The sequence below is a fragment of the Mycobacterium sp. 4858 genome, from assembly GCF_900240975.1.
GTDB lineage: Bacteria > Actinomycetota > Actinomycetes > Mycobacteriales > Mycobacteriaceae > Mycobacterium.
In genome coordinates, this window is sequence record NZ_LT968775.1 from 211001 (window position 1) to 225072 (window position 14072).

The following is a 14072-nucleotide window of genomic DNA, read 5'->3' on the forward strand; positions in this document are numbered from 1 at the left end:
ACGCGCTCATGGTCGATGTCGTGCCGCGGCGGTTGATCTTGACGTGGCGAAGCGTCATGTCTGCACCGGTCTTCACCCTGAACGGCTGGGTCGCCTTCAACCTGCCGCGAACGGTGACCGCATTGGGCGTATCGCTGCTGGCCGGCCTGGTGGCCGTCCACGCTTATGTCGTCATGACCGAACCGGCGGTGCCCGGGTACTTCGTGGTCTACGCAGCTGTGCTGGCGATCTGTTGCCTGGCGGCCGGGGCGGCGATGACGTTCGCCCTCAAACCGCGCGTCCCCGAGGCGGGCTGGTACTTCGGCAGCGTGGTCTGCCTGGCCTTCCTCGCGGTTTACCTGGCCAGCCGGTGGGGCACCCTGCCTGGGCTGGAAGCGCTGACCGGCCGTTGGGACGTGGCGCCGGGCACCTTCGCTTTCGCGTTCGCCGCGGGGTTCATCGCGGTGCACGCGACCGTGCTGTCCGGCGTCAACGTGGCCTACCCGCAACGGCAGCAGTGGTACGACTGACTGGAGCCCTGCATGACGACGCTTGACTACCCGGTGTGGCTACGAGTGGACCACTGGCTCAACGTCCTCTTCGTAACCCTGATCATCCGGAGCGGCATCGAGGTCCTGGGCACCCACCCCAAGTTGTACTGGCACGACGACAGCAAACCCGGCAGCGAATGGGCGCGCTTCACCCGCAAGGTCATGCCGCGCCATCGCCTCTACGACACGCTCGACGAAGAAGAGTCCTACAGCTCGTTGGTGGCGCTGCCCGGTCACAAGAAATTGGGCATGGGGCGCCATTGGCACTTCTTCTCGGTGATCTGCTGGATTCTGCTCGGCCTGTCCTACTACGTCCTGCTTTTCGCGACCGGTCAATGGCACCGCTATTGGCCCTATTCGTGGTCGATCTTTCCCGAGGCCGCCAATGACATCGTCACCTACATGTCGTTCAACCTGCCGCCGCTGCTGCCCGGTGAGCCCATGGACGCAATCCAGAAGCTGACCTATGCCGGCGTCGTTTTCATCCTCGCGCCATTCCAGATCCTGACGGGAGCCGCGCAGTCCCCGGCGATCGAAGCCCGGTTCCCGTGGTACGTGCGGATGTGGGGTGGCCGGCAATGGGCGCGGAGCCTGCATTTCCTGGGGCTGCTGGCCTTCGTCGTCTTCATCCTGGTTCACCTGTCGATGATCTTCTTCTGGGGCTGGGGCCAGCTGACGGCGTCGATGATCTTCGGCTCCGTCCGGAACATCAATTGGGCGACGGCACTGTCGCTGATCATCATCGGGGCGATCATCGCCGTCCACGTCGCGGCCACCAAATGGAGCCTGCGCCATCCCGTCCAGGTGCACCGCATCCTTGGCGCCGTGGTCACCGGCGCCCGGCTGCTCCTGTTGCGCCCGCTGAACTCGCGGCAGGACTACCCCGTCCGCAAGGTGACCAAAGATCACCGGGTGAACGGAAAGCCGCCCGCCAGCACCGAATACAAGGTCATGGCGGTCCACAACTTCGTCGACTGGCGGCTGCCGGTCGGCGGCCTCGTCGAAAACCCGGTGACGTTGGATCTGGCCGCGCTTCGGGCACTCGCCGAGCGGCAGACGCAGCGGACGCTGCACAACTGCGTGCAGGGCTGGACCAGCATCGGTGAGTGGAGCGGCATTCCGCTGGCCCAGCTGGCGGATGTGGTGCGGCCTTTGCCGCAAGCCAAGTACATCTGCTTCCTGAGCATGCAGGACACCGGGCGCGACGAACCCGCGGCGGAGACTCCAGGGGGCCAGTTCTACGAGGTGATGGACCTCGAACTGGCCTACAAACCGCAGACGTTGCTGGCGTATGAGATGAACGGCCGCCCGTTGCCCATCAAGCATGGCGCCCCGCTGCGGCTGCGGGTGGAGACGCAGGTTGGCTTCAAGATGGTCAAGTGGATCAACGGAATCGAGTTCGTCGACGACTACTCCCGCATCGGTAAAGGGTTGGGCGGCTGGCGTGAGGACCATGTGCACTACGACAAAGACGTGGAGATTTGACATGACCGAACCGATGGTGCGGCCCGAGCTCATCGACCTGAATTCCGCTGCGCGGCACCGTGTTATGGAGAACGTCTCCGCCAAGGGTGGCCACTGCGAGGCGTGTGGCGGAACCGACTTCGAGGTGGGACACGCCTTGTACTTGGGATTCCTCTTCCTCAACGAGGAGGAGGACGCCTACATGGTGGCGCTGACGTGTCGCAATCCGGAATGTCCGAAGCCGCGCACCGGGATCGTGTTGCCGGAGAGGGACTTTCTCAGCCTGGGGACGTCCGCTCCGCAGAACGCGACCGCATCCTGAGGCGGTGACGTCTTTTCGCCGCCGCGGTCGCCTCGCCGGGTAGCACCGGGCGCGGCAAGCCCAACTTCTCGGCGAGACCGGAAACTTCGCGGAGTTGCTCGCACAAGGACTCGAAGCGCCGCCGGTCCGCTTCATCGAGCAGACCGAGCGAACTGTAGTGCACCAACCTCGGCAGTCGTCCGGCCAGTGCCGCGCCCCAACGAACGCTGACGTCGTATACCTCGCCGTCCTCGACCGACCCCTTGCGCCCCAAGGCTTGAAGGGCCTCGACTTGCCGGGTCAACATCTCGACGTCGGCGTCGATCGCGACCGGCACCCGCCCGTCCGATGCCACGCTCATGTGTCCTCCCGTCGTTCTGGCCGCGACCCCACTGTGCCGTATACCCCCCGAAGTGGGGTTACATGCCACCCGCGAGGGGTGCTTGCGCACCCAGTGGCCTCCCGATCCTCGGGTGATCGCGCGGCTAGATGGTGACGTGTTCGGCGCAGTCGACACGGAGGTCGTCGATGTGCATCGGCGTGTCGTAGAACTTGCAGCGATAGCTTCGCGACTCCACCGATGTGATCTCTAATTGCGCGCAGGTGCTGCACGCGCGGACGACCGGAAGGAGTTGCGCCCCGTGCAGTTTCGCGATGACGAGCAGCAGGTTGTCCAGCAGCTGTTCGGCCTCGACACGGTCCAGCTTGGATGTAGCGATCTCAGCGGGTGCGGTCCAGCGGGATAGTTCAGCCGCGGCCCTGCGGCCGACTTGGGTGAGCACCAGGTGGTGCCTTCGTCTGTCGTCTGGATCGGGGCTGCGCACGACCAGGTCTTTGCGGACGAGCGCGGCGACGGCATCACTGACGGTGGGGTCGGCGACGTTGAGTTCTCGTGCCAGGGCGGTGCTACGCGCGGCGGGAGGCGGCCCGACGAAAAGCCAAATCAATACCCGCATCTGGGTGCTCGACAGATCGTGTGCTTCCGCTGCTCTCCTGGCCAGCACGTGCAGAGCATCGCCCACGCGGTCGAGCGCCGCGACGATCTTCGAGTCGAGACTGCGGTGGCGTGCTTCCCCGGGCTTCAGAGCGTGACCTCGTTCAGCTTGCCGGTGGCCACGTCGAACACCAAGCCACGCAACGATTCATGCTTGGTCACGAAGGGGCTCCGCTCGATCCGGCGCAGCGACTGGCGAACGTCCTCCTCGACGTCGGTGAATGTCAGCATGCCGCAGTCGGTGTGGTGGATCAGGATGATTTCAGTGGTCCCCAGCAGTCGTTGGCTGATGGCCAGGGAACGGATCTCATCGTCGATGATGACGCCGCCGGCGTCGCGAATGACGTGGGCCTCGCCCTCTTTCACGCCGAGCATGCGGTAGACGTCCAACCGGGCGTCCATGCACGCGACCACCGCGACGTGCTTGCTTGGCGGCAGCGGCAGTGGTCCGGTGAAACCGCGCGCGTAGGCGAGGTTGTTGGCGAGGTGTTCGTCGGTGACGCTCACGCGGACGTTCTCCTGTTCGGTTGCTGTCGGCTGGTTGTTCGCACCGGAGCGTATGCCCGGCGGACGGGTCGGATGAGGGGTGTGAATCAGGCTGATCGTAATCCTTAGGACTCCTCAACACATGAGGAATCATAGGTTGCGTTCGCGTCATCAACGCAGTCAACGCGGCACAGATCGCAGCCCACACCGAGGACGACATATGCCCAAACTCTCCCGCAGCGACTGGTATGACCTCGCCCGCGACACCAACTGGACGTTCCGCTACGTCACGGAGGACGAGGTTTTTCCCGAAGAGCTTTCCGGGACACACCGCGTCTCCTCCGAGGGCTGGCTCAAGTGGGACGAGCCGTACAAGATCGGCTACCGCGAGTACGTCCATAACCAGGTCACCAAGGACACCACCACCTATTCGCTGAAGAACGCGATCGGGCGCTCGAAGCTCTTCGAGCAACTCGACCCGGGCTGGAAATCGGTGATCGTCGCGCATTACGGCGCGATCACGATGCCCGAATACTTGGCGTCGATCGGCGAGGCCAGGATGGGGCGCTTCGGCCGCTCCGCCGCGTGGCGTAACACCGCGACGTTCGGCACCCTCGACGAGGTTCGCCACGGTCAAATCCAGGCGTTCTTTCCCTACGGCCTGCTCGAAAAGGAGCCGCGAGGGGACTGGGCGCTCAAGGCATTCCATACCAATGACTGGATCGTCCTTGCGGTGCGTTACCTGTTCGACGACATGTTCGTCGCCAACGATGCCTTGTCGATCGCGTTGCAGCTGACCTTCACGCTGGAGACCGGTTTCACCAACCTGCAGTTCCTTGGCATGGCCGCTGACGCCATCGATGTGGGTGATTTGGAGTTCGGCGCGCTGATCAGCTCGATCCAAACCGATGAGGCGCGCCATGCCCAACAAGGCGAGCCCACGATCAAGGTGCTCATCGACAACGGCGAGGCCGAGTGGGGTCAGTTCCTCATCGACCACATGTTCTGGCGTTCGTGGCGCATCTTTGCGCTGCTGACCGGTCTGTCGATGGATTACTACACCCCGCTGGAAAGCCGGCGGATGAGCTTCAAGGAGTTCATCGAGGACTGGGTGGTCAAACAGTTCGCCGACCAATTCCGCGACTACGGACTCGAATTCCCTTGGTATTGGGATGAATTCATCAACGAGTTGACGTGGTATCACCACGCCATCCACCTCGGCGTGTGGTATTACCGGCCGACGGTGTGGTGGAATCCGGATGCCGGGGTATCTGAGGCCGAGCGGCTGTGGCTCGAGGAGAAGTACCCTGGTTGGAACCGTGACTTCGGCAGGCACTGGGACGTCATCACCGACAACATCCGCAACGGCGATATCGCGGCCACCCTGCCCGAGACGCTGCCGATCACCTGCAATCTGTGCCAGCTGCCGATCGTTCGCGCCGCGGGGGTCGTTGTCGGAGCTCACACCGACCCCGCGCCGCTCACGCATGTACACAACAGCCGCAAATACCTGTTCTGCTCGGAGCCATGCCGGTGGATCTTCGCCCAGCGACCCGACCGTTTCGCCGGCCACCAGTCGCTGATCGACCGTGTGCTCTCTGGGGAGATCAGCCCACCCGAACTCGGAACAGTGCTGAAGTATTTCGGGCTGTCACTCGAGGAGCAGGGTCAAGACGCCGACGGATACGCGTGGGCGCTGAATGGATCAACCAACGGATCGAAGGGCTGAATGCCATGGCACTGCTCCCGCTGACCGCCTTGTTTGAGGGCGACGTGCTCGAACTGTTGATCCCCGTCGACGATACCGATACGGTCGAAGCCGTCGGTGCGGCGATCGCCCATCATGTCGTCGGACACCGGGTGGCCCGTCGTGACGCGCCGATCCGATTGCGCCACAACGGGATAGTCCTGGACCCGCGGGCCGGTATTGGCGCGTCTGGCGTCGGCCCACTCGACCATGTCGAGGCCTTCTATGACTAGCGCCCAAACCTGGATCCCCGTCGCCACCATCGACGACCTGTGGGAAGGTGAGGTCGCAGAGTTTTTCGTCGGCGACCGGCCCATCCTGCTCGCGCACCTACGCACCGGACAGATCCGCGCCTACGACGGGTTGTGCCCGCATGCGGGCTTCCCGCTGGCCGACGGGGACGTCGATGGCGACTTCCTGACGTGTTCGGCGCACAACTGGGAATTCGACCTGTCGACCGGCGCCGGGATCAATCCCGCCACCTGCCGCCTGCGCAGCCACGAGGTGCGCCGTGAGGGCGACCAAATCGTGGTATCGCTCAACGAAGAATGGAGCCATTGATGACCGCAGCCGCCGAACAGGCCAAGCTGGTCGGTCCCGTCGTGCGGGGCTTCGATCCCGAGATCGTCTCCGCGCTCACCGAGGCCATCTACACCGACAATCCCGGCGCCGCCATCACCATCGAAGACCACGCCGGCTATGTGCGCATTCACGCGCCGCGTTTCTTGCGCGTCACTCGAGTCAGCCTGGAATACGCTGCAGGACAACCCTTCCCGCTCGCTACGCTCGAGCCGGCACTCGCGGGTTTCGCCGGCCGGATCCGCTACGTCGGCGACGACGAACTGCACTGGTACCTGGACCGAGAGGACTAACGCATGACCACCGCGGAGCCCCGGCGGCTCAAGACGTGGAGCATCGCCGGCGACACCCGGCGCAAGCCGACCGAGTACGAAGCCGTCACCGGCCAGTTTCACTACCACTTCAACCGCAAGCCTGCCCCTTTCGACCTCGACCCCGACAGCGCAATCAACCGCTGGTACCTCAAACATCGCGAAGGCTCACCCCTGCAAGCCAAAGACTGGGAAGGCTTCCGCGATCCCGCCGCACTGAACTACCGCCGCTACATCGCGCTGCAACACGACCGCGAGATCTATGCCGAAGGCGTCGTCGACCAGTACGAGGCAGTCGACCACGACGCCAAGCTTGGCACCGAATGGGTCGAGACGCTCAACCGCATCTACGTGCCCGCCCGCTACCTGTTTCACGTTCTGCAGATCACCAGCCTCTACGTCGGCCAATTGGCGCCCAGTGCCTACATCACGAACGCGGCATTCTTCCAGGCCGCCGACGAATTGCGGGCCCTGCAATGGACCGCGTACCGGGCTAAGTCGTTGTCACTCGCGCACGGCACGCAGCTGGCCAACACTGAAGCGACACGGCGGATCTGGGAAACCGACTCGGCATGGCAGCCCGCCCGCGAAAACCTCGAACGCCTCCTGCTGGCCTATGACTGGGGTGAGGCGTTCACCGCACTCAACCTCGTGGTCAAGCCCGCACTCGACGCGCTGTTCAAGGAAGCGTTCGTCGATCTGGCCAACGACCAGGGCGACGGCCTTACCGCCGCCCTGCTGCAGGACTCCCGCGTCGATACCACGCGCAGCCGAGCCTGGAGCGCGGCCCTGGCCCGCTACGCGATCGCCGCCAATCCCGGCAACCGCGCAATCATCAACGGCTGGGCGGCAAAATGGCGGCCACTGGTGGACCGCGCTGTCGACGGCCTGACCGAGGCCTTCGCCGTCCCCGCAGCGGCTCGTCAGCGCGTCGCCGACTCGGTTGCGGCGTTCACCGCGCAATGGGCGGATTAGGGGCTACCAGCTGGCCCCGCACGACGGAGCCGCACCCGCGCCACGGTTTATCGATGGCGGAGTCGGCAAAGCAAACGTGAAGCGCTGCAAGTTAACTTGAGGCCTCGATGACAGTCAGGCTGAGACGGGCTTCTTGGCCGGCGCGGAAACCTTCATCAGCTTCATCAGGTTGCCGCCCATGATCTTTGCGATGTCGGCCTCGTCGAAGTCGGTGAGCTCGTCCACGAACGAGATGGGGTCCTTGAGGCCTTCGGGGTGCGGCCAGTCGGAGCCGAAGAGCACCCGGTCGGTGCCGACCATCTTGACGATCTCGGTGAACCTGTCCTCCCAGAACGGGGTGATGTAGACGCAGCGCTTGAACGCCTCGATCGGGTCCTCGCTGAACGACTGCGGCATTTTCTTGTAGACGCCCTTGAGGCCCTTGAACAGGTCCGGCACCCAGTCGGCGCCGTTTTCGATCGACAGGATCCGCAACTCAGGGTTGCGGGACAACGCACCATGGCAGACCAGCGCACCCATTGCGTCCAGGATCGGCCGGTGGCCCATCGCGAAGCTGCGGAAGGCGGTCGGTTTGAACGGCAGGAACTCGTCACCGGGTTCCCACACGTTCGCGAATTCGGAGTAGCCGCTGTCGGAGGCGTGCATCGAGACCGGGATCTCGGCCTTGATGCAGGCCTGCCAGAACGGGTCGAACTCCTCGAGTCCGAACGACCGGCTGCCCTTGTAGCCAGGCACCGGCGCCGGGCGGACCAGCACCGTGCGGGCACCGCGCTCCAGGCACCATTCGAGTTCCTCGAGCGCGCGCTCGACGATGGGAAGGGTGATGACCGGGGTGGCGAAGATGCGGTCCTTGTAGTTGAACGACCACTGCTCGTGCATCCATTGGTTGAGCGCGTGGATGACGTCGTGGGTCATCTCCGGGTCGTCCTTCATGCGCTCCTCGACCAGGCTCGCCAGGGTCGGGAACATCAGGGCATAGTCGATGCCGAGCTCGTCCATCACCTCCAGCCGGGCACCCGGTTCGCGGAAGGCGGGGATGGCCTTCATCGGCTCGCCCAGGATCTCGCGGTAGGACTTGCCCTGCGCACCGTGCCGGAAGTACTCCTCCTGAGCGCCCGGGCGTGCCACCACCTCGAACGTCGGGTTGGGGATGTACTCGCTGATGTGGCCCCGCACGACGATCTTGGTGCGACCGCGAACCTGCACGTAGTCGATGACGCGCTTGCGGTTCTCCGGCAGGAACTTGGTCAGCGCCTCCTGCGGCTCGTACATGTGGTTGTCCGCGTCGAACACGGGGAAGGAAAGTTCGCGAGACGGCATGGCGATCTCCTCGGGAGAAGTCTTGAATTCTCTGTAGGTGGTAATGACGTTACCACTTGTGCGCAAGAGGGTGTTAGCCGTCCGCGCTCAGGCCGGACGTCGGCGTCGGCCCGCTGATGATCGCGAAGTTGACGGTCGCCGTGGCAAGCAGTTCGTCGTCGCCGTCGCCGTAGATGTCGACCTGCATCACCATCGCCCGCCGCCCGGACCGCAGCATCCGGGGCACCGCATACGCGGAACCCTGCCGGATGGGGCGCAGGTAACGGATGAACAGGTCGGCGGTCGTCATCGTGGTGCCCGGCCGGAGATGTTCGAGCCCGAACTGTCCGCCCGCCACGTCGACAAGGGTCGCGATCAGGCCGCCCTGCAGCGCGCCGGACGTGTTGACGACGGCCGGGCTGACGGGCATCGTCATCGCGAACTCGCCGGCGCGGGTGCCCGGCCGCATGCCGATCTGGGCGAACAGCTCGGTCAGCGACGGCGTGGGCGCTTCCTCGTCGCTCTCGCGGATGCCGAGGGCGCGGCTGCAGAAGTCGTACAATTGGCCCGCGTCAACGGGTGCTCCGTTCAATTCCGTTCCCAGCCAATGCAATCGCTGCGCGCCCATCACCGTCTGCATGACGATGGCGGCCGCCGCGCCGACGTCGAGTCCCGGGTTGAAGACCCCCTCGGTGATGCCCTGCCCGACGATGTCGCGCAGGAGCTGATGCAAGGGGGAGAGCACGCGCGCGTAGTCGCGGGGGCGGGTCTCGGCCAGGTGCTGGTTGTAGAGGGTCAATGCGCGATTGAGGCTGTCCTGGGTGCTCGATTCCGGTTGCTGGCTGATGCGGTCGATGACGAGTTTCAGCGCGGCGGTGCTGTCCAGCCCCTGGGTTTCGGCGCGCCAGGTCTTCACCGACTGGGCGATGGTCCGGTCGAACAGCGCCAGCAGCAGTTCGTCCTTGCTGTTGAAGTGCTGGTAAAAGGCGCGCAGCGACGTCTTGGAGCGGGCGACGACCTCCTGCACGGTGAAGTCGGTGCGCCCGGTTTCGCCCAGGATCGCGACGGCCGTCTTGATGAAGCGGTCGCCGCGCGTCACTTCGACGTCGTCGCCCAGGTCGGTCATGAGCGCGTGGTCCCCTTCCTCGGCGCGCGGCGCGCGCTATGAGAATGAGGTTACCGCGCTTAGGCTGCTGCAATGGCGGCGAGCGTGTCCGGGAAAGTCGCATTTGTCACCGGCGGCGCGTCCGGCATCGGCGCGGCGTTGGCCGCCGCGCTGGTCGACGGGGGCGCCGAGGTATGGATCGCCGATCGGCAGGTCGGCCCCGCGCAGGAGTTCGCACAACGCCTCAACAGCCGCGGCGGCAAGGCGCACGCGATCGAGCTGGACGTGCGCGACTATCCGGCGTTTGAGCGCGCCGTCGCCGAGGCGGTGCAGCACTCCGGGCGGATCGACTACCTGTTCAACAATGCGGGCATCGGAGTTGCCGGTGAGGTCGACAAATACACGCTCGACGACTGGAACGACGTGTTCGATGTGAACCTGCGCGGTGTCGTGCACGGTATCCAAACGGTGTATCCGATCATGATCAGGCAGCACTCCGGGCATATCGTGAACACCGCCTCCATGGCCGGCCTGATGACGACCGCCGGCCAGGCCAGCTATACCGCCGCCAAACACGCCGTCGTCGCGCTCTCGAAGACGTTGCGTCTGGAGGGAGAGCGCCACGGGGTGCAGGTCTCGGTGCTCTGCCCCGGCGTGATCCGGACTCCGATTCTCACCGGCGGCAAGTACGGACGGACCGGCCTGGCAGGCATCAGCGACGAGCAGATCCTCAAGATGTGGGAGCGGCTGCACCCGATGGCGCCCGACAAATTTGCCGAGCGCGCGCTACATGCCGTGTTGCGTGGGGACGCGATCATCGTGGTGCCTGCGTGGTGGAAGGCATTTTGGTACCTCGAGCGGCTCTCGCCGGCGCTGTCGATGCGAGCGGCCAAAGGAGTGCTCAGGAGCGCTCGGCGAATGGAGCAGGCCTCGGCGCCGCCGGCGGGTTGACGATCGGCCGGGGCGCCGGTGCCTGTTCTCGGATTGTGTAAATGACGACGGCGACAACGTCTTTCGAGGTTGCGGGTAGTTAGTGTGCCGTCTCTACCCGCGAGGTGCGGGTGACCGCGGACGTGCCCTCCGCTTCGGTCGCCTCCTTGGAAAGCAGCCACCACACCATCGGATAGGCGGTGGCGAACCCGAGCCACATGCCGCCCCACATGACGAGCCAGAACGCCATGGAGGCCGGGGAGTAAGCGAAGACGAACGCGACGAGCAGCATGGAGGCTCCCATGCCCACGTCGAACGCGACGATCGCGAGAACCGAGATTCGCGACGCCGCCCACAGTCGCTGGCCCACGGACTGGTTCCGGCCGGTCAGGGCTAGCGAGTGATACTCGAAGGCGATCAGCAACGGAAGCGCAAAAGCCGCAATCAGCAACATCATCGGCCACACGCCCTGACCGGCAATGGTCACCCCGGTCAACATCACCAACGGCATGGCGATCATGTGGCCGACGAACGAGACGGCGCCGCCGGGAATCGTCTGCACCGCCGCCGTCGCGGCCAGTCCCGGCCTGGGCGCGCGCCCGTGTTGGCGCTGCCAGCGTGGAGTCGCCGGCCGGCCCCAGCGATAGTAGGCCCACCACACCAGCGGACCGGCATAGATCGCGGTGATCGGCCAGACTAGCTCCATCGCGCGTAGTGGCTGCCGATGACCACCCACGTAGATATCCGCGAGGATGGCTGCGGCAAGGAGCGCGCCGAGGCCGGTCACAATCCAGGCTGAGAGCGTCACCCACTCGGGTGCAGGCATGGACATCATGAATTTGATCCTTTCTATGTCCAGAGGAGCTGAAGCCCCTTGAAGTGCTGACTAATTCGCCCTTGGTCGCTCGCAGCAGCGGTTCATGCGACACCCTGCTGGGCGAGCACGGCGTCGGCCAGTTGGGCAGCCTCGTCAGCGCAGCCCCACGACAGGGTCACGCCCGCACCGCCGTGCCCGTAGTTGTGCACGACGCGGGTGCCGGGTTCGTGTTGCAGCCGCACGCCGCCTTCGCGGAACGGCCGCAGCCCGACCCGGACAGGGTCGACAGGGTCCAGTCGGGCGTCCCGCAGAATCGGCAGGAACCTTGTGCAGCGGTCGAGCATCTCCCGCAGGGGCGCATAACTGTCCAAGGCGAGGTCGGTGCTGTACTCACCGGTCTCGACCAGGCCGCCCAGCAATAGCCGGTTGGCGCCACGGGGCACGATGAAGACCATGTCCTGGTTGTCGGTGCTCGTGTCGTTGGCCACCGCGTGGGCCGCGGTCACACGCGGCATGTAGTTGCCGTCGTTGACCACCCGCAGGAGCGCGCCTCGGTGCGGCACCACGGTCGGGTCACCGGCCAGCTCGCGCGCCCCCAGCCCCGAGCAGTTGATGATCAGCTCGACCCCGTACTCGGCCAGCAGCTCGTCCTCCTGGTCCGCGAGCGGGCCGCGGACGCTGTGCCGGCTGACGGTGACTCCAGCGGCCTCTGACTGGCGGCCCAGCCACGCCAGGTACCAGGCTGTGTCGATGGTGGGTGCCAGGTAGGAATAGGCGTCCACCACCCCGGCGTCGGGGCTGACACCGTGGGCGGCGATCAGGTCGGGATCGCGCACGAACCCGGGCACGAACCGTTCGACCTCAATCATCTTGGTCAGCTCAGCCGGATCCTCATCGACCGGCCGGGAGAAATAGAACACCGCCGGACGCAGGCTGACCCCGGTTCGCGGATCGGCGGCGAGCCGCGCGAAGCGAATGTAGGAGTAGCGCGCCCACTCCGCGGAACGGCCCAATACGGATTGGTCGTGGTGGCGGCCGCACACCGACGGTGGCCATTCCCACAGGGCGCCGGCCACCGTCGACACCGTGTCGACGCCGAACCGGTCCGCGGCTACGACGACGCGCCAGCCGCGGCGGGCCAGCACCAGCGCGGTGGTCCACCCGCTCACCCCGGCCCCGATCACCAGCGCGCCTGGCCGGTCCGGGCGCGCCGTCATGACCGCGCCTCCCGTCGGATCTCCAAAGTGGGACTGCCGGAATGATTTCGACATGCAGACAGGGCAAGACTCATCTATCTCTCGTTTCTCACAATGAATGCCGTTGGCGATTCGCCTGCGGCGATGAACATGGACAGCGGCGGCCGGCCGACGGGCGAACCCACGGCGGCCTGACGCTGACCAATCAGATACGAGCGATACAGAAGCGGGTCAAGAGATTTCGACCCGAACAATGAAAGACGAATCGAGCGGTTCGCGGTGGGCCTCGCCGCGCCCACACCACCGGGCCGGCCAGTGAACCGGCCAACGCGATCGCTGCGATGACGACGTCAAGCGCCACCAGATCGCTTGTGGAGCATGCCTGCGCCACATGCTTGCAGGCCTGGTCCAGCGGCGAGCACGAATCGCCGCCGGCTGGTGCAAGGTGGGCCGGCGTAGCGACTTCGGGGCCGCCCGCAGTCGCCGCATGGGATGACGTCCCCGGAATCGCTGTGGGCACGTGCGGCAGATGGCACCCCGCGGCGACGCCCACTGCCCAGAAAAGGGCCAGGACTGCGGTGGTGTAGCGCAGCCACTGGTTGGTGTGGGTGATCTGCAGGTGCATGGCAGTGGAAATGCTATCACCCCCCGGGGGTATATGTCAGGTAGCCCGACGGACCCTTGACGACGAGTTGACGATTAACGAATCATGCTGTCCAAAACCGATGTTCAAGTGCATTCTGCAACGGCGGTGATACACCGGCCTGATATATATACCCATACGGGGTATTTGATGATGAGGACGCGGGACGCGCTGTGCTGACGATGGCCGCGAACACTTTCGCTGTCGAACGCGAACGTCGGTAACGAGATGCACCGAATCGGTGCGTCGCGTGCCCCCGCTATGGCACGGTTGGCGGGTGTTGAGATACGCGCTGACCGTCGCGGCAACCGTCCTGGGCGGCGCCGCCGCCATTCTGTTCGTCCCGCGGGCCGCCGCGGATCAGGACAACTACGTGGCCTTCCTGTCCCCGTCACGCAACATCAGCTGCGAGATCGACTATCAGCGCCGGGGAATCCCCGACTCGGCGTTCTGCTTCAGCATCTCCCCGCCGCAGTCGGTGACGATGGATCCCACGGGGGCACTCTCGCGCTGCACCGGCGAAAGCTGTCTGGCCAACCCGCCGGAGGGCACGCCGACCCTCGGCTATGGGCAGGCGAAGGGAACCGGCCCGTTCATGTGCCGTTCGGAGACCGACGGGGTGACGTGCACGGTCACGTCGGGTCGCGGTTTCATCATCTCGAGTTCCGGAATCGCCGCCATCGGTTGACGGTTTC

At 65.2% G+C, this 14072-nt stretch carries 18 protein-coding genes; 10 read left to right on the top strand and 8 right to left on the bottom strand.

Features of this window, described 5'->3' with window-relative positions; genetic code table 11:
* Positions 1-8 precede the first annotated feature (8 nt).
* From C1737_RS01090 to C1737_RS01100, 3 genes are read left to right on the top strand one after another with little or no spacing between them, the layout of a single operon-like run.
* Positions 9-509, top strand: a complete 501-nt coding sequence (locus C1737_RS01090) for an oxidoreductase (protein ID WP_102416992.1) — start codon at positions 9-11, stop codon at positions 507-509.
* Between the two features lie 12 nt (positions 510-521).
* Complete coding sequence (locus C1737_RS01095; protein WP_102416993.1) at positions 522-2015, top strand: molybdopterin-dependent oxidoreductase; 1494 nt, start codon at positions 522-524, stop codon at positions 2013-2015.
* 1 nt (position 2016) lies between these two features.
* On the top strand, positions 2017-2316 hold the full coding sequence (locus C1737_RS01100) for a hypothetical protein (RefSeq protein ID WP_067916562.1): 300 nt from the start codon (positions 2017-2019) through the stop codon (positions 2314-2316).
* On the opposite strand, the gene C1737_RS01105 is transcribed toward C1737_RS01100, so the two are convergent.
* The 3 genes from C1737_RS01105 to C1737_RS01115 form a co-directional block, all read right to left on the bottom strand.
* Positions 2273-2656, bottom strand: a complete 384-nt coding sequence (locus tag C1737_RS01105; RefSeq protein WP_082974713.1) for a hypothetical protein — start codon at positions 2654-2656, stop codon at positions 2273-2275. The two genes, C1737_RS01100 and C1737_RS01105, sit on opposite strands and share 44 nt — an antisense overlap.
* A 124-nt stretch (positions 2657-2780) precedes the next feature.
* Positions 2781-3317, bottom strand: a complete 537-nt coding sequence (locus C1737_RS01110) for a MarR family winged helix-turn-helix transcriptional regulator (RefSeq protein WP_231980468.1) — start codon at positions 3315-3317, stop codon at positions 2781-2783.
* 59 nt (positions 3318-3376) lie between these two features.
* A complete protein-coding gene (locus tag C1737_RS01115) occupies positions 3377-3796 on the bottom strand; it encodes a carbonic anhydrase (RefSeq protein WP_102416994.1) in 420 nt (139 codons plus the stop codon).
* Positions 3797-3995: 199 nt separating this feature from the next.
* Here C1737_RS01115 and C1737_RS01120 point away from each other — a divergent pair, with 199 nt between their 5' ends.
* Genes C1737_RS01120 through C1737_RS01140 form a run of 5 tightly spaced genes read left to right on the top strand, consistent with a single transcriptional unit; the run spans position 3996 to position 7387 of the window.
* On the top strand, positions 3996-5504 hold the full coding sequence (locus tag C1737_RS01120; protein WP_102416995.1) for an aromatic/alkene/methane monooxygenase hydroxylase/oxygenase subunit alpha: 1509 nt from the start codon (positions 3996-3998) through the stop codon (positions 5502-5504).
* Positions 5465-5755: a toluene-4-monooxygenase system B family protein gene (locus C1737_RS01125; protein ID WP_233214606.1), complete on the top strand. Its 291-nt coding sequence runs from the start codon at positions 5465-5467 to the stop codon at positions 5753-5755. Before C1737_RS01120 ends, C1737_RS01125 begins: the two co-directional genes overlap by 40 nt.
* The gene (locus tag C1737_RS01130; protein WP_068097281.1) at positions 5748-6083 is read left to right on the top strand and encodes a Rieske 2Fe-2S domain-containing protein; all 336 of its coding nucleotides are present in this window, start codon (positions 5748-5750) and stop codon (positions 6081-6083) included. Before C1737_RS01125 ends, C1737_RS01130 begins: the two co-directional genes overlap by 8 nt.
* On the top strand, positions 6083-6394 hold the full coding sequence (locus C1737_RS01135; RefSeq protein WP_102416996.1) for an MmoB/DmpM family protein: 312 nt from the start codon (positions 6083-6085) through the stop codon (positions 6392-6394). The genes C1737_RS01130 and C1737_RS01135 overlap by 1 nt, the downstream gene beginning before the upstream one ends.
* A gap of 3 nt (positions 6395-6397) precedes the next feature.
* Entirely contained in the window at positions 6398-7387 is a 990-nt protein-coding gene (locus C1737_RS01140) for an aromatic/alkene monooxygenase hydroxylase subunit beta (protein ID WP_068097287.1), read from the top strand.
* 114 nt (positions 7388-7501) lie between these two features.
* Here C1737_RS01140 and C1737_RS01145 read toward each other — a convergent pair whose 3' ends face one another.
* Together C1737_RS01145 and C1737_RS01150 are read right to left on the bottom strand one after the other, a co-directional pair.
* The gene (locus tag C1737_RS01145; protein ID WP_067916563.1) at positions 7502-8707 is read right to left on the bottom strand and encodes an amidohydrolase family protein; all 1206 of its coding nucleotides are present in this window, start codon (positions 8705-8707) and stop codon (positions 7502-7504) included.
* 73 nt (positions 8708-8780) lie between these two features.
* Complete coding sequence (locus tag C1737_RS01150; RefSeq protein WP_102416997.1) at positions 8781-9812, bottom strand: hotdog fold thioesterase; 1032 nt, start codon at positions 9810-9812, stop codon at positions 8781-8783.
* Between the two features lie 72 nt (positions 9813-9884).
* On the opposite strand from C1737_RS01150, the gene C1737_RS01155 reads away from it, so the two are divergent.
* Complete coding sequence (locus tag C1737_RS01155; RefSeq protein WP_102416998.1) at positions 9885-10742, top strand: SDR family oxidoreductase; 858 nt, start codon at positions 9885-9887, stop codon at positions 10740-10742.
* A 79-nt stretch (positions 10743-10821) separates the two neighbouring features.
* On the opposite strand, the gene C1737_RS01160 is transcribed toward C1737_RS01155, so the two are convergent.
* The 3 genes from C1737_RS01160 to C1737_RS26530 form a co-directional block, all read right to left on the bottom strand.
* Positions 10822-11508 carry a DUF4396 domain-containing protein gene (locus C1737_RS01160; RefSeq protein ID WP_233214607.1) on the bottom strand — a complete coding sequence of 229 codons (687 nt, stop codon included), beginning with the start codon at positions 11506-11508 and terminating at the stop codon, positions 10822-10824.
* Between the two features lie 131 nt (positions 11509-11639).
* The gene (locus C1737_RS01165; protein WP_199182765.1) at positions 11640-12755 is read right to left on the bottom strand and encodes an FAD-dependent oxidoreductase; all 1116 of its coding nucleotides are present in this window, start codon (positions 12753-12755) and stop codon (positions 11640-11642) included.
* Positions 12756-12939: 184 nt separating this feature from the next.
* Positions 12940-13359 carry a hypothetical protein gene (locus C1737_RS26530; RefSeq protein ID WP_142393408.1) on the bottom strand — a complete coding sequence of 140 codons (420 nt, stop codon included), beginning with the start codon at positions 13357-13359 and terminating at the stop codon, positions 12940-12942.
* Between the two features lie 295 nt (positions 13360-13654).
* Here C1737_RS26530 and C1737_RS01170 point away from each other — a divergent pair, with 295 nt between their 5' ends.
* Complete coding sequence (locus C1737_RS01170) at positions 13655-14065, top strand: hypothetical protein (RefSeq protein WP_233214608.1); 411 nt, start codon at positions 13655-13657, stop codon at positions 14063-14065.
* The last annotated feature ends 7 nt before the right edge of the window (positions 14066-14072 follow it).